This window comes from Exiguobacterium sp. EF_C8 (genome assembly GCF_054956715.1).
Window position 1 is genome coordinate 1,088,289 of record NZ_CM143264.1, and the last position, 20,881, is coordinate 1,109,169.

At 47.6% G+C, this 20,881-nt stretch carries 15 protein-coding genes and 1 pseudogene; 15 read left to right on the forward strand and 1 reads right to left on the reverse strand.

The annotated features are described in order from the left end of the window. From mutS to ACY2IG_RS05665, 8 genes and pseudogenes are all read left to right on the forward strand, one after another. Complete coding sequence (mutS, locus tag ACY2IG_RS05630; protein ID WP_056060455.1) at nt 1-2,532, forward strand: DNA mismatch repair protein MutS; 2,532 nt, start codon at nt 1-3, stop codon at nt 2,530-2,532. Nucleotides 2,533-2,542: 10 nt separating this feature from the next. Then, a complete protein-coding gene (gene mutL / locus ACY2IG_RS05635; protein ID WP_462618459.1) occupies nt 2,543-4,375 on the forward strand; it encodes a DNA mismatch repair endonuclease MutL in 1,833 nt (610 codons plus the stop codon). Nucleotides 4,376-4,807: 432 nt separating this feature from the next. After that, nucleotides 4,808-5,197 carry a CidA/LrgA family protein gene (locus ACY2IG_RS05640; protein ID WP_329470448.1) on the forward strand — a complete coding sequence of 130 codons (390 nt, stop codon included), beginning with the start codon at nt 4,808-4,810 and terminating at the stop codon, nt 5,195-5,197. Next, complete coding sequence (locus ACY2IG_RS05645) at nt 5,190-5,873, forward strand: LrgB family protein (RefSeq protein WP_290772474.1); 684 nt, start codon at nt 5,190-5,192, stop codon at nt 5,871-5,873. The genes ACY2IG_RS05640 and ACY2IG_RS05645 overlap by 8 nt, the downstream gene beginning before the upstream one ends. A gap of 99 nt (nt 5,874-5,972) precedes the next feature. Then, nucleotides 5,973-6,497, forward strand: coding sequence for an AAA family ATPase (locus ACY2IG_RS05650; protein WP_056060467.1), 525 nt, complete (start codon nt 5,973-5,975; stop codon nt 6,495-6,497). A 101-nt stretch (nt 6,498-6,598) separates the two neighbouring features. Further along, nucleotides 6,599-8,638, forward strand: coding sequence for an ATP-binding protein (locus ACY2IG_RS05655; protein ID WP_056060471.1), 2,040 nt, complete (start codon nt 6,599-6,601; stop codon nt 8,636-8,638). A gap of 240 nt (nt 8,639-8,878) precedes the next feature. Then, nucleotides 8,879-10,707, forward strand: a pseudogene (locus ACY2IG_RS05660) (anaerobic ribonucleoside triphosphate reductase). Further along, entirely contained in the window at nt 10,679-11,143 is a 465-nt protein-coding gene (locus ACY2IG_RS05665; RefSeq protein WP_035408815.1) for a 4Fe-4S single cluster domain-containing protein, read from the forward strand. The pseudogene ACY2IG_RS05660 and the gene ACY2IG_RS05665 overlap by 29 nt, the downstream one beginning before the upstream one ends. Before the next feature lie 40 nt (nt 11,144-11,183). Here the strand turns inward: ACY2IG_RS05665 and ACY2IG_RS05670 are convergent, their stop codons facing one another. Further along, the gene (locus ACY2IG_RS05670) at nt 11,184-12,656 is read right to left on the reverse strand and encodes a DHA2 family efflux MFS transporter permease subunit (protein ID WP_035408812.1); all 1,473 of its coding nucleotides are present in this window, start codon (nt 12,654-12,656) and stop codon (nt 11,184-11,186) included. Between the two features lie 162 nt (nt 12,657-12,818). Here ACY2IG_RS05670 and ACY2IG_RS05675 point away from each other — a divergent pair, with 162 nt between their 5' ends. The 7 genes from ACY2IG_RS05675 (at nt 12,819) to ACY2IG_RS05705 (ending at nt 20,880) form a co-directional block, all read left to right on the forward strand. Continuing rightward, the gene (locus ACY2IG_RS05675; RefSeq protein ID WP_290755474.1) at nt 12,819-13,727 is read left to right on the forward strand and encodes a TetR/AcrR family transcriptional regulator; all 909 of its coding nucleotides are present in this window, start codon (nt 12,819-12,821) and stop codon (nt 13,725-13,727) included. A gap of 72 nt (nt 13,728-13,799) precedes the next feature. After that, nucleotides 13,800-15,242, forward strand: coding sequence for a SulP family inorganic anion transporter (locus tag ACY2IG_RS05680; RefSeq protein WP_308101243.1), 1,443 nt, complete (start codon nt 13,800-13,802; stop codon nt 15,240-15,242). 253 nt (nt 15,243-15,495) lie between these two features. Next, nucleotides 15,496-15,891, forward strand: coding sequence for a hypothetical protein (locus tag ACY2IG_RS05685; RefSeq protein ID WP_341087331.1), 396 nt, complete (start codon nt 15,496-15,498; stop codon nt 15,889-15,891). Nucleotides 15,892-16,152: 261 nt separating this feature from the next. Then, nucleotides 16,153-16,977, forward strand: coding sequence for a fumarylacetoacetate hydrolase family protein (locus ACY2IG_RS05690; protein WP_462618460.1), 825 nt, complete (start codon nt 16,153-16,155; stop codon nt 16,975-16,977). 287 nt (nt 16,978-17,264) lie between these two features. Beyond that, the gene (locus ACY2IG_RS05695) at nt 17,265-18,011 is read left to right on the forward strand and encodes a DeoR/GlpR family DNA-binding transcription regulator (protein ID WP_035408796.1); all 747 of its coding nucleotides are present in this window, start codon (nt 17,265-17,267) and stop codon (nt 18,009-18,011) included. Continuing rightward, nucleotides 18,008-18,928, forward strand: a complete 921-nt coding sequence (gene pfkB / locus ACY2IG_RS05700) for a 1-phosphofructokinase (protein ID WP_035408794.1) — start codon at nt 18,008-18,010, stop codon at nt 18,926-18,928. Before ACY2IG_RS05695 ends, pfkB begins: the two co-directional genes overlap by 4 nt. 17 nt (nt 18,929-18,945) lie before the next feature. Next, a complete protein-coding gene (locus ACY2IG_RS05705) occupies nt 18,946-20,880 on the forward strand; it encodes a PTS fructose transporter subunit IIABC (RefSeq protein WP_035408791.1) in 1,935 nt (644 codons plus the stop codon). Nucleotide 20,881: the final 1 nt, after the last annotated feature.

Consider the following 20,881-nt stretch of genomic DNA (forward strand, 5'->3'; position numbering starts at 1 on the left):
ATGGAAGCAGTACACAACACACCGATGATGAAACAATACTTCTCGATTAAGGCAGATTATCCGGACGCTTTCTTGTTTTATCGGCTCGGTGATTTTTATGAATTATTTTTTGAGGATGCCAAGAAAGTCGCCCATGAACTGGAGTTGACGTTGACGGCGAAAAACGGTAAAAACGCGGAGCATCCGATTCCGATGTGTGGCGTACCCCATCACGCGGCGAACGGCTACATCGAACAGTTGATCGAGCGTGGTTATAAAGTGGCGCTTTGTGATCAAGTCGAGGATCCAAAGTTGACGAAAGGACTCGTCAAACGCGAAGTCATCCAAGTCATCACACCGGGAACGTTGATGTCTGCGTTGACGGAAAAAGAGAATCGATACCTAGTAGCGGTCGTCGAACAGGACGGTCGTTTTGGGATTGCCCGCGGTGATGTCTCAACAGGTGAGAGTGCCTTGACAAGCGTTGCAACACTCGATGGTGTAATCAAAGAATTAAGCATTATCTTGCCACGGGAAATCATCGTCACGACAGAGGAACATGAGACGGCACTTGCGTCCTTACGGATCCCGCTAACGCGCAGTTCACGACGCGAGACACATCCACATGGAGATCGCGCGATTGATACAGCCCAAGCGGAAGCCTTTGCTGTCCTCTATGCCTACATGCACGATACACAAAAACGAGCGTTGACACATCTGCAACCAGCCATTGTCTACGAAGCGAGCGATTTCATGCAACTCGAACCGAATACGGTCAAGAATCTTGAGCTCGTCCGCTCGGCACGGACAGGAGACAAAAAGGGTTCGTTGCTTGGTCTACTTGACGTGACAGGTACAGCGATGGGTGGACGGATGCTGAAACGCTGGCTGGAAAAACCGTTGTTATCGGAGCGAGTCATCACGGAACGGCTCGACGCTGTCGAGGAACTGTTGCAACACTATTTCGAGCGTCAGCAATTAAAAGATACGTTACGGGAAGTCTATGATCTTGAGCGACTCGTCGCAAAAGTCGGTTACGGAACAGCGTCAGCGCGTGATCTCGTTCAATTGAAGTCGACGTTGCGATTGATTCCCCGTATCCAATCAGCACTTGAAGAGATGATGAGCGAACGTCTCGGTCAACTTAGTCTCGGACTCGATCCACACGACGAATTGAGCGATCTACTCGATCGTGCGTTCGTTGAAGCCCCACCGATCTCAACGAAAGAGGGCGGGATGATCAAGTCCGGTTATTCACCAGACCTCGACGAGTTACTTGTCGCTTCAAAAGACGGCAAGACGTGGCTTGCGACACTCGAAGCAAATGAACGAGCAGCAACCGGCATCAAGACGTTGAAGATCGGTTACAACCGTGTCTTCGGCTATTACATCGAGGTCTCGCGTGCAAATGCCAAACTGTTACCGGAAGGACGGTATGAACGGAAGCAGACACTCGCCAATGCTGAGCGTTATATCACACCGGAATTAAAAGAAAAAGAAGCGCTGATCCTTGGTGCGGAAGAGAAGAGTGTCACGCTCGAGTACGATCTCTTCTGTGGAGTGCGTGACGAAGTCAAAGGACATATCGAAAGCTTACAGCGCGTCAGTCGCCGGATTGCGGAACTCGACGTCCTCGTCGCACTGGCTGAGATTGCCGAAACACACGACTATGTCCGACCAATCACGACGACCGGCCGAACGGTTGATATTCAGGAAGGACGTCACCCGGTCATCGAGACAGTCTTACCGCGCGGTGAATACGTCGCGAACGGGATTACCTTAAACGAAGGACGCGAGATGCTGTTGATCACTGGACCGAACATGTCCGGTAAATCGACCTATATGCGACAGTTCGCCTTGATTGCTTTATTGCATCAAATTGGCTCGTTCGTACCAGCTGCTCAAGCGGAACTGCCGATCTTCGATCAAATCTTCACCCGGATCGGGGCAGCAGACGACCTCGTCAGTGGACAGTCGACATTCATGGTCGAGATGGTCGAGACACAAGAAGCCTTGACGCGTGCAACGGACCGGTCTTTGATCCTGCTTGATGAAATTGGTCGCGGGACCTCGACGTACGACGGGATGGCACTCGCACAAGCAATCGTTGAACACATCGCCCGGCACGTTGGAGCGAAGACGCTATTTTCGACCCATTATCATGAACTGACGGTGCTCGAAGAATCGATTGATCGATTAGCGAACGTTCATGTCCGTGCCGTTGAACAAGATGGGCGTGTCGTCTTCTTACATGAAGTACGCGACGGAAAAGCCGACCAATCGTACGGAATCCATGTCGCACGGTTAGCTGATTTACCAGATAGTCTGATCGAACGGGCGCAAGTCCTCTTGTCCGAGTTCGAGCAGGCGGAGCCTGTTCCGGTCGCAGCACCTGTAAAAGCTCCTGTTCAGGAGGAGCCGATTGATCAACTCAGTCTGTTCTCAGATGCGGATCCGCTGCGTGAGACGATGGCGAGTCTTGATTTGATCAATATGACGCCACTCGAGGCATTGAATACGCTGTATCGTCTACAAGCCGAAGCGAGAAAGTGAGGAGAATGCAGTGGGAATCATTCGTGAATTATCCGATAGTTTAGCGAACCGGATCGCGGCGGGAGAAGTCGTCGAACGACCAGCGTCGGTCGTCAAGGAACTGGTCGAGAACGCACTTGATGCCGGTGCGACCCAAATCGATGTCGAACTCGAAGAAGCCGGAATGAAACGGATGACGATCCGTGACAACGGACACGGGTTTTACCCGGATGACGCTGAACTGGCTTTCGTTCGTCACGCGACGAGTAAGATTAAGGACGAGCATGACTTGTTCCGAATCAAGACACTTGGTTTTCGCGGAGAGGCCCTTGCCTCGATCGCGTCCGTCAGTAAAGTGACGTTGAAGACGAAACGCGAGGACGCGGAAGGGATTCAAGTGACGCTTGAGTACGGGACGGTCGTTCAGCGGACACCAGCTGCCATGAACCGAGGAACGGAATTGACAGTCGAGCATCTCTTCTTCAATACACCGGCACGGCTGAAGTATTTGAAGACGACGCATACGGAGCTTGCCGCAATCACGGACGTGTTGAACCGAATGGCGTTCGCCCATCCAGAGGTTAAACTCCGAGCAACACATGAAGGGAAGACGCTGATTCAGACGAATGGATCGGGAGACGTCCGGCAAGCACTGGCGAGTGTCTACGGTCATCAAACGATCCAAGGGACGTTGGTCGCTAAGGGAGCGAATGCCGATTATCAACTGACATGTCATCTCGTCAAACCGGAAGTGACCCGTGCCTCGAAGAATTACATCACGTTGATTCTTAATGGACGTTCGGTCAAAAACTTCGCCCTGACGCAAGCGGTCTTGAACGGTTACCATACGCTCTTACCGATTGGACGGTATCCGATTGCCGTCATTGAGGTGACGATGGATCCACTCCTGATTGACGTCAACGTCCACCCGGCGAAACGGGAAGTTCGTCTCTCAAAAGAGATGGAACTCTGCCAGTTGATTCAAGAGACAATCAAGATGACGCTCAGCCGAGAGACGTTGATTCCGAAGGTGACGCCACCGAAACCGAAAAAGGATCCGAGTAGTCAAGAGAAACTCGATTTTTCTTACGTCGCGGAACCGGTCGAGGAGACGTCATCGCGAGCAGTCTGGAATTATCCGATTCCGAAAAAACCGCAAGAGGACGATCGACCCTCTGTAGAGAAACCATTGCCGTTTAGTAACGAGGATGATCTATTCGAGCCCATCGAACCGGTCAAGCAGGACGTTGTCGAACCGATGGAGGAATCCCACGCGCGTCCGCGCTTTCCACACCTCGACGTCATCGGACAACTTCATTCGTCCTATATCGTCTGTGCCGGAGAAGACGGGATGTATATGATTGATCAACACGCGGCGCAGGAACGGATCAAATACGAGACGTATAAAGTCATGTTCGGTCGACCACCGGAGCAACGGCAGCAATTACTCTTACCATATACGTTTGAAATCTCGTCAGATGACATGAAACGAATGGAGGAAATCCTTCCGTTACTAAAAGACGTCGGCATTGAATTCGAAGCGTTCGGTCCACAGAGCTTCATCGTCCGAGAAGTCCCGACGTGGTTCCCGTCCCATCGACAGGAAGAGACGATTCAAGAATTACTCGATGAGGCATTGATGAAACGGAAAATCGATCTTGAGACGTATCGGGAAGATGCCGCCATCATGATGGCATGTAAGAAATCGATCAAGGCAAATCATCCGTTGAACGATGAGATGATGCGTCGGTTGATTGATGATTTAGCGAAGACAGAGATGCCGTTCACGTGTCCACACGGACGTCCAGTCATCATTGAATGGACGACATATGAACTCGAGAAGTTATTCAAAAGGGTCATGTGATCAAGAAGAGGAGTCGATCCCATTCAGGTGTCGTCTCAGATTATAGAAAAGGGAGCTGACTCAAAAGTTAGTTTCTACAAAGAATGACGCGTCATACGCAACTCCTACAGGAAAAAGCGCATTTATGCGCTTCAGAGACAAACAAGACCCGCTTTCCTGCTTGTATAAAGCAGGAAAACTGGCTTGTGTCTCGCCTGAGGAAAGTGCGTGAAAAGACGCGTCATTCTTTTTTGGAGTCAGCCTCTTTTTCGTTCGTCTCGAATCATTTATTGTACTGATACACGATTGAGTAGTTTTTTGTTTGTCCTAGTACAAAAAATACGTGGATTCTCATGAGAACGGTTACTTCACTTGATTAACCAGATTTCATTGATTGTTAAGGAAAAGAGGCGGATAATAGTACCCGAAACTGTTAACAAGGGGACCTTTATCATGCTGTCACGCGTTATGCGTATTATTCAAATCATTGCTCAAATCGCACTCATTTTTTGCTTTTCACTCAGTGGGGACTGGGTGAGCAAAACCTTTCAATTACCATTACCCGGTAACATCATCGGCTTGATTCTACTGTACCTGGCGTTAAAAAGCCGTCTGATTCCGCTTGTGGCCGTCGAACGGGGCGGGACATTTCTTCTGTTCGTCATGCCATTGTTCTTTGTTCCAGCACTGTCCGGAATCATGGATTATACCGCATTTCTCCGGACATCCGGTTTACAGATCGTATTGATCGTCATCGTCAGTAGCCTTCTGACATTAGTCGGATCAGCATATATCGTTGATCGACTAGCACACCGAAAAGAGGCGGTGACACGACATGAATGAGGCACTGTTTTGGATCATCCTGTCAATTGCATTGTTTAGTATCGCAATGTTCATCTATCAACGTTATCCTCGTGTCTGGACGTTACCAATCCTGACGGTAACGGCAGTTTTGATCTTAATTCTCGTCTGTTCTGGAGTCTCACACGCAGAATACATGCAAGGTGGACAATATCTATCGAAGATGCTTGGTCCGGCAATCACGGCATTTGCGATTCCGCTCTACCGCGTCCGGCATCACGTTCGGCGTTTTCTACCAGAAATCGGACTTGGTGTTTTGCTTGGAACATGTATTGCCATGAGCTCTGATTTGTTACTTGGTCTATTGCTTCATCTTGAGCGGACAACGAATCTTGCTCTGTTACCGAAGTCGGTCACGTTACCCGTCGCCTTGGCAATTTCACAAAAGGCTGGTGGGACGACGACGCTGACGGCTGCCTTCGTTTTATTGACGGGGTTAACCGGATCGATCGTCGGTCCGAAGCTCATGACGGGATTGAAGATTCGCCACTTCGTCAGCCGTGGGGTCGGTTTAGCATCAATCGCTCATGTCATGGGCGCGACGAAGTCGATGAGTCTCGATCAACGGGAAGGAGCGGTCGGTCTATTGACGATGGTCTTGACGGCCGTCTGTGCCAGTGTCATCGCACCGGTTTTAATCACATGGTTATATGGGTGAACACTCTGTTCTTTAGCAGAGTGTTTTTTTATCGTCGATTGAAACTTGTCGACTGTTTTAGCAGTATAGTACAACAAAAACAGGGTGGAGGAGAACAAGATGATCATTTGGATTAACGGTACGTTTGGCGTTGGTAAGACGACGGCAGCAAACGGATTACAACAACGCTGGAGCGGCTCACACATTTTTGATCCGGAAGAGACGGGTTATTTTTTACGAGCACAGCTGCCGACAAACAAAGATGACTTTCAGGATGAGCCGTTATGGCGCACGTTCAACCGTCAGCTCCTCGAACAGCTCGATACGGAAGAAGCGCGGATCATCGTACCGATGACCTTGACGAATCCAGCGTACTTTCAGGAAATCATCGGGACGTTACGCGAGACTGGACATGATGTCCGTCATATCGCCTTGATGGCGAAGGAGACGACTGTCAAACGCCGCCTGATCAGCCGCTTTGAGCGTCCAAACTCGTGGGGCGGTCAACAAGCGGAACAACGACTACGGCAATTATCCGATCCGCTGTTCAGTCAACAGATCGAGACGGATGATCTGACGAAAGGGCAAGTCATTGATGCAATTGCTCTCGTGACCGGGATTGGACTCTCGCCTGCCCGACCATAAAGGATTCAAGAAAGATGTTTCCGGGAATCATTAGATGATAATAGATGAGGAGGAAACAATCTTGAACGAAGGGCAATATACTGCTAGGAGGATTTATGAACATGAAACACTGGATGACTGAGAAGTTAGGCAGACAGTTGATGGCAATTTTTTATAGTGTCTTTGCACTAAGTGTCATCACATCGGTTGCCAGTTATTTATACGTGGACAATGCAGACGGTCGGACGAAGGAACAAGTACTCGATCAATTACAAAAGACACAATGGTTCTGGTTTTTAAACTTGATGGTTTTTTTATTTTGTCTATTGTTCATCGTCCGTCCGTTGATTCATCGTGTGACGTCACAGCTCCGCGAACTGAATGTCAAAAGTCGTCGTCTTGCGGAAGGAAAGTCGATTTCGCTCGAGCATGACGTCGACAGCCATAATGAAGTCGGTCAATTGACGGCATCGTTTTACCGAATGGCACGATCGATCTCATCACAACATGCGGAACTGTCAGCAAAGAATCAAGAAATGGAACGCAATCAGGAAGTACTGACGCAAAAGCAGGACGAACTTGAGCGCGCTTTGGAAGTGACTCGGACGAACGAGTTGCATCTACAAGATCGGAACGAATTAATCGAAACACTTGCTTCAAAAGAGAGTTTATTTGATTATTCTTCTGTCATCAGTACGATCGTCCGGTTGACGAAGACGGAATTTGGTGCCCTGTTGCTGATCAAGAATAATGAGATCGCCCAAGTCGTTCCAAAGGAAATGACAGAGGATCAGCAGGAGAGCTTAAAAACAGAATCATTGCTGCTGAAACGGGTCATGATTTCAAAGGAGACAGCGCATTCCTCGAAAAAGGTCGCCAATGATGATCTTATCAAGTATCCGTATCATGTCTATGAGGGAGTCATTCCGATCATGGATCCGGCGAAAGAGGAATTGATTGCTTGTCTCTATTTAGCGCGCTTTGACGCGCCGTTCAATCAAAAAGATTTGGCGGAACTGGAATCATTTTCGAAACAAATCGCCATTTCATTGATGCGGATGTCACTCTATGAACAGATGGAATATGAACGAAAAGAGACGGCGCAACTGTTGAATTCCGTTCGGGAAGCGATTCTTTATATCAAACATGAGGAAAAGACGATCTTAGGGAATCAGGCATTATTTGATATCTTCCAGTCGTTACAGGTCGAGGAAGACAATGACTCGATGACGTTTCTTGAAGTCCGACCAGAGACGATGTTCGAGCAGATGGACCAGAAAGAAGCTTTTGAAGCGTACTTTGAAGAAGTCTTATCGGGTGAGATCCCTGAGGGCATGTTCTCTTTGTCGATCGACCAGGGTGAATATTTCATTCAAGTTTATGCCGAAGCCATCGCGCATGGAGAACAGTCGAAAGGAACGATCCTCGTCTTCCGTGATGTCACGGCTGAGACAGAGGTTGATCGGGTCAAATCAGAACTCGTCTCGACGGTTTCGCATGAACTTCGAACACCGCTCTCTTCAATTTATGGCTTTACGGAGCTGATGTTGAAACGGGATCTGGATCCCGAGCGGAACAAGCGATACTTGCAAACGATTCATGATGAATCGAAACGATTGACCAATCTCGTCAGCGACTTCTTGAACGTCCAGCGGATGGAGTCAGGAAAGCAAGAGTATGATAAACAAATCTTTGATCTGAAAGAAATCGTCAAGGAACAAATTCAGTTTTATCAAGCAGCGACGGAACAACATAGTCTGCAGCTTGATTTGAATGACGAACAGGACTTTATGGTCGAAGCAGATGCGAACAGTATGAAACAGCTACTTGGAAATCTATTGAATAATGCGGTGAAGTACTCACCGGACGGTGGGGATGTCGTTGTGACGCTGACCCATCAGCACAATCAGATTGAACTAAGCGTCCGTGATTTCGGAATCGGGATTCCGAGTCATTCGATGCCGCATCTATTCAGCAAATTCTATCGTGTCGATAACTCAGACAGCCGAAAAATCGGCGGAACAGGTCTTGGATTATCGATTTGTAAGGAAATCGTTCGAGCACATGATGGCAACATCGAAGTCGAATCGATCTTAGGAGAAGGGACGGTTTTTCGGGTCAAGTTACCAAGTGCGACGGACGCGTTACTCGAAGCAGAATGAAGAGACGAAGAAGAGGCGATATCATGCGCCTCTTCTTTTTTGTCGTTTCACGTGTGAGATTCGTCCAAATTCATGCGCTTGGCTAAAACGAGTAAGATGCAGACATTTGAACGATAAATCGAACAGATTGATGACAGAACGGCTGAAACAGTTGAAAAAATCGTAAATTGTGCAGGGATTGCTAACGTTTCTGTACTCTCGCTATAGTGATTACAAAAAAGCGTGAGAGGAAGAAGAATCATGGAGAGCTTAGAAGCGTTACTCACACCACCGCAAGAGATCGAACAAGAGAATGCAAACATTGATGGCAAAACACCACTTGCGAAGTTACAACGGATTGCTGGGGAAGCAGCACGGCAGATGATGCGACGACATCTCGAAGCGGATGTCTTGCAGGCGCTTGACGACAACATTTTGTATATTCATGACGCCGATTATTATGTGACTGGGACGACGACTTGTGCCCAAATTCCGCTCGGTCAGTTACTCTCAAACGGATTTCAGACAACGCACGGTTCGATCCGTCCGGCGCAAGACATTCGTTCTGCCCTCGCCCTTGCGGCAATCATCGTCCAGGCGAATCAAAACATGCAGCATGGCGGACAAGCCTTCGCAACCTTTGATGATGATTTAGCGCCGTTCGTCGAAAAGACCTATCAACGGGAATGGACGAAACTAAATGACCTCGTTCCGCATTGGAAGCGGCGTAAGCGGGAGCGACATGCATGGCAGGAGACGTATGAAAAAACGTTTCAAGCATGTGAAGCATTCATTCATAATACGAATTCGATGCATTCGCGCGGTGGTGGACAGGTTCCGTTTTTATCCGTCAATTACGGAACGAATACGACGTATGCAGGGCGGCTCTTCCAACGTGCCTTGCTAACAGCGACGGAGCGTGGGCTGGGCAAGGGTGAGACACCGATTTTTCCAATTCAGATCTATAAAGTGAAACAAGGAATCAATCTGTCACCAATGGACCCAAACTATGATTTGTTTCAACTCGCTACACGGGTAACAGGAAAGCGATTGTTTCCCAACTTTGCATTTCTCGATGCACCATTTAATCACCAGGAGCAACCGGGAAAAGCGGAAGTCGCGTATATGGGATGCCGGACCCGTGTATTCGAGGATCGTGGAGACATACCGTCCGTCACAGGTCGTGGTAATTTATCCTTCACGAGCATCAATCTCGTCCGTTTGGCACTCCAGAGTAAACCGTCGATCAAATGTTCGAAGTCGTCCAAGATACGACAAGACTTGCATGCCGGCAACTCATCGCACGGTATGAGTTCCAGGCAAGTCGAACGGCTGACGAGTTTCCATTTTTATATCAACACGTCTGGAAAGACGGTGAGACGCTAAGAAATACGGATCAGGTAGGTCCGGTCCTCAAACACGGGACGTTAGCGGTCGGCTTCATCGGACTTGCTGAATGTTTGTCCGTTCTGACGGGGAGTCATCATGGTTATTCCGAACTAGCACACCGGATTGGTCTTGCATTGATTCAAGCGATGCGGACGGTAGTCGACAATTTTGGCGAACAGACAGGGTTGAACTTTAGTTTACTCGCAACTCCGGCCGAAGGATTATCCGGTAAGTTCACACGTCGCGATGTCAGGGACTTTGGTGAGATCGAAGGAGTGACAGATCGACCGTATTATACAAATTCCTTTCACATTCCTGTCGATGCGCCCGTGACGATCCGTGAGAAGATTCAACTCGAAGCCCCGTTCCATGCATTATGTAATGGCGGTCATATCACCTATGTCGAGACGGATGGTGCGCTTGCTGGAAATCCGGAAGCAATCGAAGACATCGTTCGTTTAATGGCGGAGGCTGGAATCGGTTATGGATCAATCAATCATCCCGTCGATCGTTGTCTTGATTGCCGAACGGAGCAGACGATCGAGGATCAATGTCCGGTTTGCGGGAGTGGATCGATCGAACGCATTCGGCGCATCACCGGATATCTCGTCGGTACGCTGGACCGCTGGAATGAAGCGAAACGGGCAGAAGAGCAGAATCGGGTGAAACACGATGTTACGGGTCCTCTCGCTTCTTCCTGACTCCGTCGTCGATGGTCCCGGTTTACGAACGGTGTTATTTCTTGCCGGTTGTCCGCATCACTGTGCCGGCTGTCATAATCCGTCCTCCTGGGATCCTGCAGGTGGCGTAGCTTGGACAATTGACGAGACGGTCGCGCGGATTCAAGCAACCGGTCACCGGCGCCTGACGCTATCCGGTGGGGAACCGTTGTTACAAGCAATAGCGCTCTATCGGCTACTAGAACGACTCGGACCAGACTATGAAGTGATCTTGTATACGGGCTATGTGTTGGAAGAGATCATTAAGCACCGAGAATGGCACCCTTTGTTACGCCGACTAGATGGATTGATTGATGGTCCGTTCATCCTATCGAAACTTGACCGAACGACAAGCTTTCGGGGGAGTACGAATCAACGAATGTATGATCGACAGCATTTAAACAAACGTTTGGATTAGACAAAAACTCCCCCATCTTTTTAGACAGGGGAGAATCAAATCATGCATATTTTTGTTCTTGATCGACGGATTCGACGACTGCGAGTGTCGTTGTCCGTCGTTTTTTGATGAAAAACGATAAGATCAAAGCAGCAAGTGCGAGTAATGTCGCGATAAAGAACGTATCATTGATTCCTTCAATCATCGCCTGCATCTGCAACCATTCCGGATTTGCAGCTTCAGGTTGTGAAGCGAGTTCCGGAACGTGGTGTTTCGTCCGCGATGTCATGATCGTCACGAGCAGACCTGAACCAATCGCACCCGATACTTGTGACAACGTGTTGTTTAATGCCGTCCCGTGAGGTGTCAAATGTTGTGGAATATGATTCAATCCGTTCGTCATGACCGGCATCATGACCATCGAGATTCCAAGGAAACGTAACGTATACATGATGACGAGGAACGCGTATGACGTATCCGCAGCTAGCTGACTGAATGAGAACGTCGTCAAGACAGTCAGTGATAAGCCGATGATGGCAAGGATGCGAGCACCAAATCGGTCGAAGAGACGACCTGTTATTGGTGACATGATCGCCATAACGATCGCACCCGGTAACATCAAGAGACCAGAGTGAAATGGTGAGATGCCACGAATCGTCTGGATGTAGATCGGCATCAAGATCATCGCGGAGAACATTGACATGTTCAAGACCATTGAAATCCCTTGCGATAAAGCGAACATCGGATACCGGAAAATACCGAACTCAAGCATCGGTTCTTCGAGCATGAATTGACGTATAATGAAGGAAGTCAAACTGATTACACCGATGATCAATGATCCGATGACCGTCCAAGATCCCCATCCGGCAGAACCGGCGGAACTAAATCCATACAACAAACCACCGAAGCCGAAGCTTGAAAGGACGAGTGAGAACAAATCGAGCTTAAGTGAACTTTGAACCGTCTCTTTCTTCAATAAGAAGGCACCCGTGAAGAGTACGAGCAATGCGATCGGTGTGACGAGATGGAACAACATCCGCCACTCATAATGTTCAAGAATCCACCCGGACAATGTCGGTCCGATTGCTGGAGCAAAGGTGATGACGAGTCCGAAGATTCCCATCGCTTGCCCACGCTTTTCGATTGGGAAACCGGTCAAGAGAACGTTCATTAACAGTGGCATCATGATCGCGGAACCCGAGGCCTGCATCATGCGCGCGCCGAGTAGGAGCGGGAAGATGTGTGCTTGTCCAGCGATAATCGTTCCGAGTGAGAACAATGTCATCGCCGTCAAGAACAGTTGACGCGTTGAGAACTTTTGGACGAGGAATGCCGAAGTCGGAATCATGATTCCATTGACGAGCATATATCCCGTCGTCAACCACTGGGCGGTGCTTGCCTGAATACCGAACGATTTCATGATCGACGGTAAGGCGATGTTGAGTAACGTCGAGTTTAGGACCGCAACGAACGCACCTGCCATGAGGACAGCTAAAATTAAATAAAGTCGTGATGATTGCTTGCTTGATTGCATTTCGTTATGCTCCTTTTGTACTACGAGTCTAAAATGTTAGACTTGAATTCTATGACTGACTTGGCTATCTTACCAGCAGAAGTCGAATGAGTTCAAATTATTTGCTTCATACACTAAAATAAGTGGTTGTCGAACCAATTATGAACAGAAAAGGACAAGACCATGAATCCAAAAAAGAAACAATTATTAGATGCTGCCTATCAACTATTCGTCGAAAAGGGTTATCAATCAACCTCCATTCAGGATATTCTCGAACACAGTAACGTTTCTAAAGGGACGTTCTATAATTACTTCTCCTCTAAAAACGAATTATTCATTGATGTCTTTAATACCGTCTTTGAAAAAATGCGGACCGCGCGTAAGGAAATTCTTGTCGGACGGGATGTCTCGGATTATGAAACATTCATTCAACAAGGAAACTGTTATTTGGAATTGATGCAAAAATATAAATTATATACATTGTTCGAAGAGGCCATTGCTTCAAATGAAAAAGAACTCAAGACGTTCATGGAAAACAATCGACTTCTTGAGATCGAGTGGACGTTCGATCGGTTACGTGATTTATTCGGTCAGACGAAGGAACCGTATCTTCTAGATTTAGCAGTCATTTACACGGGGATGTTGCAATATGCAATGTACTTCTTCCGTCAATCTGAGCCGAACACTCAACCGGAACGGGTCGTCCGCTATGTGTTCAATCGGTTGACGCATCTCGTCGAAGACGTCAGTCGGACGGAGGAACAATTGATTCCGCCACGATTCCTATCGGTCTGGCTCGATCGTCCACAAGATGAAGTCGTCATTCGGAAGGATTTATTCGAAAAGACGAGCGCACATATGAAGCGTTTGATCACCTTGTCTTCGATTTCCGAAGAATCGAAGGAAGCACATGAAGAAGTTCTCGATTTCATCTATGAGGAATTGCTCGAACGTAAGAAACCGAAAATCCATCTCCTGCGCCGGGCACTCGAGACGATGGATGAAGATCCGGTCTTTGCGGGACAGGAAATCATGGCGACTTATAAAACGATGGTCGATGAGATTGCCCGCATTCGGACCAAAACTTCCTAAAAAGGTTGCTTTTTGAAACTAATCCAATTACACTGAGATCATTCATGTTAGAAAAGGGGTCTCAATCATCATATGTTTACTCAATGGAAAAAAGAGTGGTTCTTGCAACCAAAAGCGGATTTGTTGTCCGGAATCGTCGTTGCCTTAGCACTCGTCCCGGAAGCAATCGCGTTTTCGCTGATCGCTGGTGTCAACCCGATGGTTGGGCTATACGCTTCCGTTATCATTGCAATTGTCATCTCGATTGCTGGTGGTCGCCCTGGAATGATTTCGGCTGCGACTGGCGCGATGGCACTCGTCGTCGTTCAGCTCGTCAAAGATCACGGTGTTGATTATCTACTAGCTGCCGGTATACTTGCCGGAATTCTACAAATCGCGTTCGGCTTTTTAGGAATTGCCAAGTTATTACGATTCATTCCTCGAGCTGTCATGGTCGGATTCGTCAATGCGCTCGCCATTCTGATTTTCTCGGCGCAATTGCCACAGTTCGAAGGGCAAAACTGGATTATGTATGCGATGGTCGCCGCGTCACTCGCCATCATCTTGTTATTTCCACGGGTCACGAAAGCGATTCCGGCGCCACTTGTTGCGATCACGATTATGACGGTATTAACAGTCGTCTTTTCGCTCGATACCCGTGTCATCGGGGATATGGGACAAATCGAAGCGGCGTTACCAAGCTTCTTCTTGCCAGATGTCCCGTTCTCACTCGAGACGCTTCAAATCATCTTCCCATATGCCTTGTCACTCGCATTCGTTGGTTTGATCGAATCGTTACTGACAGCACGAATCGTTGATGAAATGACGGATACGACGTCGAACAAAGCGATGGAATCGCGCGGACAAGGAATTGCGAACATTATCGCCGGTATGTTCGGTGGAATGCCAGGTTGTGCGATGATCGGGCAATCAGTCATCAATGTCACATCCGGTGGACGCGGTCGCTTGTCGACGTTGACAGCAGGTGTGTTTTTGATGCTATTGATGTTTACGATGAACGATCTATTGATGACGATTCCAATGGGAGCACTTGTCGGTGTCATGTTCTTCGTCTCGTATGCGACGTTTGACTGGGGCTCATTCAAGATGCTCAAGACGTCACCGAAAAGTGATTCTGCGGTCATGCTCGCGACCGTGCTCGTGACGGTATTGACGCATGACTTATCGATGGGTGTCCTTGTCGGGATCTTGCTTGCAGCGTTATTATTCGCGTCAAAAATTTCTCGCATCCAAGTCGAGCGTGAGGAGCAAACAGAACGAGTCCGTTATACGATCCGTGGACCGTTATTCTTTGCGTCGACGACTGCATTTGCGGAACAGTTCCAGCTCGATGCTGATCTATCATCGATCATCACGCTCGATTTCTCAGCGTGTCACTTATTTGATGATTCAGCCATCGAAGCGATCGAGAACGTCGTCTTGAAATATGAACGACTCGGCAAAAAAGTTGAATTGGTAGGATTAAATGAAGAGTCTCAGGCTCTTGTTGATCGATTAGCGCAACGGATTGCATAATGAATTTTATCAAAGGGGTAGCATTCCTAGGTACATGGGAATGCTACCCCTTTCTATTATCTTGACGAGTCATATAAGTACTATATATCCGATAGTTGTATGATGTGATAAGGTGTAAACTATTAAAGAAAGTTATCTGAACTAACGTTAAAAATATTAATTAAACTCACTATAATAAATAAACGAGGTTCACTAAATGAAAAATTACCACCTGAATAGAATAATCAATTTAAGGTCGGTCGAAGCATATTTTTTGAGAACTGGTTATTTAACACCACCTATTTATTGCATGATACTGATTGATTATCAACGTCCTAGCACAATTGACGATTTTCCTTATTTAAAAAATATTGATGGAATCTCGGAAGACGAATTCGGAGATGATAATTATATTAAGGCACTCCTTATTTCATCTGAGGAAGTTACTCAAGAAACGTATGATGAGTTATGTATAGTGGCGGGTGGTTTTTTAGAGGATAAAGAAGAATGTCGATGGAACTTTGATGTTGAAGTTATTGATGATTTTAAACAAAAAAATAATTTGAACGACATTTTTCCATTACTTCAAAACATATTAGAAAAATACAATTGTTCAATAAACGTTGATCATATTCCTATAGAAAAGTTTAACTTCTTATCGCAAGAATAAACAATTTTAGGATGTTTTAATATTTAAATGTACTATTTGTTCAATATGATTCATGAGATAACTATTTATAACGGATGATTTCATAATTTTTCACCAGATAAAACGAACAACAAGATCGAGGAACGATTGAGTAACATGTATAGATGGTGCTCTATCTTTGAAAATAATAGTAAAATGATTTTAGGACTGAATATAGGCTGAAGAGGTTAGGTGCGACGGGTTATCCGTTTCGCTATACTAAAAATAAAGGGGGCAGTTAAGATGAAATGGTTTCGATTTGAGCAAGACGGAAAAGTAGGCATCGGGGTTGAACAACAGGGCACTACATATGATGTAACAGGGCAAGTCTACACCGATTCATTGCTTGAAGTGATTTCACGTGAGTTTGATGTTGATCTTGATTTAGATATCGCACCACTACTTAAAGGGGATGTGCGACAACTCGCACCGTATGTACCAGCACGAAATGTCATTTGCGTCGGCAAGAACTATGCTGATCATATCAAAGAGATGGATACGGCGGGAGCAGGGAAATTCGTCTTGTTCACGAAAGCACCGACGTCGATCGTCGGTCCGTTCGAACCAATCGAACGGCATGCGGATTTGACGAAGCAACTGGATTATGAAGGAGAACTCGCCATCATCATCGGCAAGACAGGGCGTGATCTGACACCAGAAAATGCGCTTGATCATGTGTTTGGCTACAGTATTGTCAATGACGTGACGGCACGGGATTTACAAAAAGAACACGTCCAGTTCTTCCGTGGTAAATCACTCGATGGGTTCTGTCCGTTCGGACCGGTCATCGTCTCAGCGGATAGCTTTGATCCAAGTGACGTCCTCGTCGAGACACGTGTGAACGAACAACTCCGACAGTCAGGATCAACCGCCTTAATGTTGCGTGACGTCGTGACGATTTTAGTGGAAGTGTCACGTGGGATGACGCTTGAAGCCGGAGATGTCATCGCGACAGGAACTCCAGCTGGTGTCGGACATGGTATGAAACCACCGGTCTACCTTCAGACAGGGGATGTCGTCGAAGTATCGATTGAAGGAATCGGTCGTTTACAAAATGAAGTCCAGTGAACGAAGATGACCGAATTGATTGAATTGCATTCACCGCTTTCCAAATTACTTTGGAAAGTGGTTTTTTATTTTGTAAAAATCGTCAAAAATTTAAAAAATGATTGATTTCAAAAAATAAAACAGTCATAAAATGACCGTTTTTGATGTATAATGAAACTATAAGAACGGTTTCATGTCGAAAAAAGTCGTATTTTGAACGTTTTATAAAGAATTTATATAAATTTTGAACGTTTTTGATTGATTTTTATATGTAAACGCTTTATATTAAAGATGCGGAGGGAAACCTTATGTTAACCAAAAAACGCCATCAACTCATCCTTGAGCTTTTAGCCCGAGAAGAAGTCGTCAAGATGCAAAAGATCGTCGAACAAACCGGTGCGAGTGAATCCACGATTCGTCGGGATTTATCACAACTCGAGACAGCAGGTCACCTGCGTCGAGTGCACGGGGGAGCAACAGCAAACCATTTGCAAATTGAAGAACTGAGTTACTTCGAGAAGAGTGATCAGCATGTCGAAGAGAAGGAACGGATCGCGCGAGCGGCTGCCGACCTGATTGAAGACGGTATGTATGTCTATCTCGATGCCGGAACGACGACGCTTGCCATCGTTCCGTATCTCGAAGAGAAGGCGATTACGGTCGTAACGAACAGTCTTCCTCTAGCGAACACGTTACTCTATCACCGTATCCCGACGTTCGTCGTCGGAGGGCAACTCAAGCATTCAACGCAGGCACTCGTCGGTTACAACGCACGTGAAGGAATGTTGATTTACCATTTTGATGTCGCATTCCTTGGGATGAACGGTGTTCATCCGGCACAAGGTTTCACGACACCAGATCCGGAAGAGGCACTCGTAAAGAAGACAGCGATCGAATTAGCAAAACAATCGTATGTACTCGTCGATGAGACGAAACTGGATGCGATCAGCTTCAGTCGGGTGGCGTCCTTGCAAGCGGCGACGATCATCACGACGACATCCAGTGAGCAAGCAGCGAAATACAGTCAATACACAGAGGTGGTGAACGCGAAATGATTTATACACTGACACTCAACCCATCAATCGACTATTATGTCACGTTACCGGTATTTGAGGCAGGACAAGTCAATCGTGTCGAACAGGCGGAAAAAGTGGCCGGAGGGAAAGGAATCAACGTCTCTCTCGTCCTAAAAAACTATGAGGTAGAAACACAAGCACTCGGATTCCTTGGAGGAAGTACTGGACAATTCATCCGGACGGAACTCGAGAAACGAGGCGTGTTAACGGACTTCACACCGATTCAAGATGAGACGCGGATCAACGTAAAGATTCGTGCCGATCAAGAATCTGAGCTGAATGCAGCGGGACCGAAGATTCAACCGGAAGAGCTGGAGCATTTATTATCCCGATTCAAGACGATGCAAGCCGGTGACATCGTCGTCTTCGCAGGCAGTATCCCAAGCAGTCTACCGCATGATCTCTATCGTCATATCGCGACGATCTTGAATGAACGGAACGTCCGCTTCGCCGTCGATACGACGAAGGAAGCGATGCTTGAAGTCTTACCGCTCGGTCCATTTTTAATCAAGCCGAATCACCATGAACTCGGTGAAATTTTCGACGTCGAGATTACGTCGAAGGAGATGGCCGTTCCATACGCGCAACAGCTCGTCGAGCGTGGTGCCGAGAATGTCGTCATCTCATTTGCAGGAGACGGAGCACTGCTCGTCAATCGTCAAGGTGCCTACACGGCAAACACACCGGCAGGAAAGCTCGTCAATTCCGTCGGTGCCGGAGATTCACTCGTCGCTGGATTCGTCGCCAGCCACGCGCTCGGCAAATCACCAGAAGAAGCGTTCCGCTATGCGGTAACGACTGGCAGCGCGTCTGCTTATTCCTTCGGTCTTTGTACGAAAGAAGATATCGATCGTCTCCTCGTAGACGTCAACGTCGTTGAACTCATTCAATCCTAAAAGGAGTGTGACTACTCATGAAAATTACTGATCTCTTGACACGTGATACGATTCAACTCGATTTACAAGCGTCATCTAAAGCCGCTGTCATCGATGAACTCGTCAACGTCCTCGATCGGGCAGGAAAACTAAACGATCGCTCGGCATATAAAGAAGCAATTCTCGCACGGGAAGCACAAAGTACGACAGGTTTAGGGGAAGGAATCGCCATCCCACACGCAAAAACAGCAGCGGTCAAAACACCAGCAATCGCTTTCGGTCGTTCGGCAGGCGTTGACTACGAAGCACTCGACGGTCAACCAAGTCGGTTGTTCTTCATGATTGCAGCGGGTGAGAACGCAGATAATGCACACCTTGAAACACTCTCGAAACTATCCGTTTATTTAATGGATATGAACTTCCGCGATACGATCCTTGCGGCTAAAACGAAAGACGAAGTCATCGCAGCAATCGAAGCGAAGGAACGCGAAGAAGAAGGTCCAGTTGACGTCTCAAGCGACAACGTCGATCAAGACGCACCATATATCCTTGCCGTCACAGCTTGTCCGACAGGAATCGCACACACGTATATGGCAGCTGATGCCCTTCGTCAAAAAGCGGAAGAGATGGGTGTCCGTATCAAAGTCGAGACGAACGGATCGACAGGCGTCAAGAACGGTTTGACACAACAAGATATCAACGATGCGACAGCCATCATCGTCGCAGCGGATAAAGCAGTTGAGATGGATCGTTTTAACGGTAAACACGTCGTTGAAGTACCAGTTGCACAAGGAATTCGGAAACCACAAGAATTGATCAACCGTGCCGTCAAACAGGATGCACCTGTCTATAAAGCGAGCGGTTCAAGCGAAAGCTCAAAACCAGCTCGTGGCGGATTCTACAAACATTTGATGAGTGGGGTATCCGCGATGTTACCACTCGTCGTTGCAGGTGGTCTCTTGATCGCAATCAGCTTCTTCTGGGGTATCAACTCTGCGAACCCAAAAGATCCATCGTACAATGAATTCGCTGCGCAATTGATGACGATCGGGAAAGCCGCGTTCGGTCTCTTGATTCCGATCCTCGCTGGATTTATCGCGATGTCGATCGCTGATAAACCAGGTCTTGCTCCTGGTCTAATCGCTGGTTTCCTTGCAAGCAACGGTAACGCTGGTTTCCTCGGCGGATTGATTGCCGGTTTCCTTGCCGGGTACGTCGTACTCTTGCTTGTTAAAGTATTCAAAGGTCTTCCAGCAGCACTTGAAGGAATCAAACCAGTCTTGCTCTATCCTCTGTTTGGTTCATTCATCACAGGAATGATCATGTTGCTCGTCATCAATGAGCCGATTGCGAAGTTCATGACATGGCTCACAGATTCATTGAACGGACTCAGTGGTGGAAACGCAATCCTCCTCGGTATGCTCGTCGCAGCGATGATGGCAATCGACATGGGTGGTCCAATCAACAAAACAGCATACGTTTTCGGTACAGCTGCTCTTACAGCAGGTAACACGGAAGTCATGGCAGCTGTCATGGCAGGTGGTATGGTTCCACCACTCATCGTTGCCTTCTCATCCACATTGTTCGCACGTAAGAAATTCACGCCGCAAGAACGTGAAGCAGGTATCGCTGCTTACGCAATGGGCGCATCGTTCGTCACTGAAGGTGCGATTCCATTCGCTGCAGCCGATCCACTGCGCGTCATTCCGTCAAGCGTCATCGGTTCAGCGATCGCTGGTGCGTTGACGATCGTCTTCGGCGTCTTGCTCCCTGCACCACACGGCGGTATCTTCGTCTTCCCGTTACTTGATGGTCCATCAGGTACGGTCATGGCAATCGTCGGTTACGCGGGTGCGATCCTCATCGGTTCACTCGTCGGTGCGGCAATCCTATCCTTCCTCAAAAAACCGCTTGTTGACCAATCGGTCGCGAAAGCGGAAATGACAGAAGGAACAGGTACGAAAGCATCATAAT

Bases quoted from the DNA above. Each gene is read 5' to 3' on its own strand.
- mutS (WP_056060455.1), top strand. From the start codon at position 1: ATGGAAGCAGTACACAACACACCGATGATGAAACAATACTTCTCGATT.
- ACY2IG_RS05640 (WP_329470448.1), top strand. From the start codon at position 4,808: ATGCTGTCACGCGTTATGCGTATTATTCAAATCATTGCTCAAATCGCA.
- ACY2IG_RS05645 (WP_290772474.1), top strand. From the start codon at position 5,190: ATGAATGAGGCACTGTTTTGGATCATCCTGTCAATTGCATTGTTTAGT.
- ACY2IG_RS05650 (WP_056060467.1), top strand. From the start codon at position 5,973: ATGATCATTTGGATTAACGGTACGTTTGGCGTTGGTAAGACGACGGCA.
- ACY2IG_RS05655 (WP_056060471.1), top strand. From the start codon at position 6,599: ATGAAACACTGGATGACTGAGAAGTTAGGCAGACAGTTGATGGCAATT.
- ACY2IG_RS05665 (WP_035408815.1), top strand. From the start codon at position 10,679: ATGTTACGGGTCCTCTCGCTTCTTCCTGACTCCGTCGTCGATGGTCCC.
- ACY2IG_RS05670 (WP_035408812.1), bottom strand. From the start codon at position 12,656: ATGCAATCAAGCAAGCAATCATCACGACTTTATTTAATTTTAGCTGTC.
- ACY2IG_RS05675 (WP_290755474.1), top strand. From the start codon at position 12,819: ATGAATCCAAAAAAGAAACAATTATTAGATGCTGCCTATCAACTATTC.
- ACY2IG_RS05680 (WP_308101243.1), top strand. From the start codon at position 13,800: ATGTTTACTCAATGGAAAAAAGAGTGGTTCTTGCAACCAAAAGCGGAT.
- ACY2IG_RS05690 (WP_462618460.1), top strand. From the start codon at position 16,153: ATGAAATGGTTTCGATTTGAGCAAGACGGAAAAGTAGGCATCGGGGTT.
- ACY2IG_RS05695 (WP_035408796.1), top strand. From the start codon at position 17,265: ATGTTAACCAAAAAACGCCATCAACTCATCCTTGAGCTTTTAGCCCGA.
- pfkB (WP_035408794.1), top strand. From the start codon at position 18,008: ATGATTTATACACTGACACTCAACCCATCAATCGACTATTATGTCACG.
- ACY2IG_RS05705 (WP_035408791.1), top strand. From the start codon at position 18,946: ATGAAAATTACTGATCTCTTGACACGTGATACGATTCAACTCGATTTA.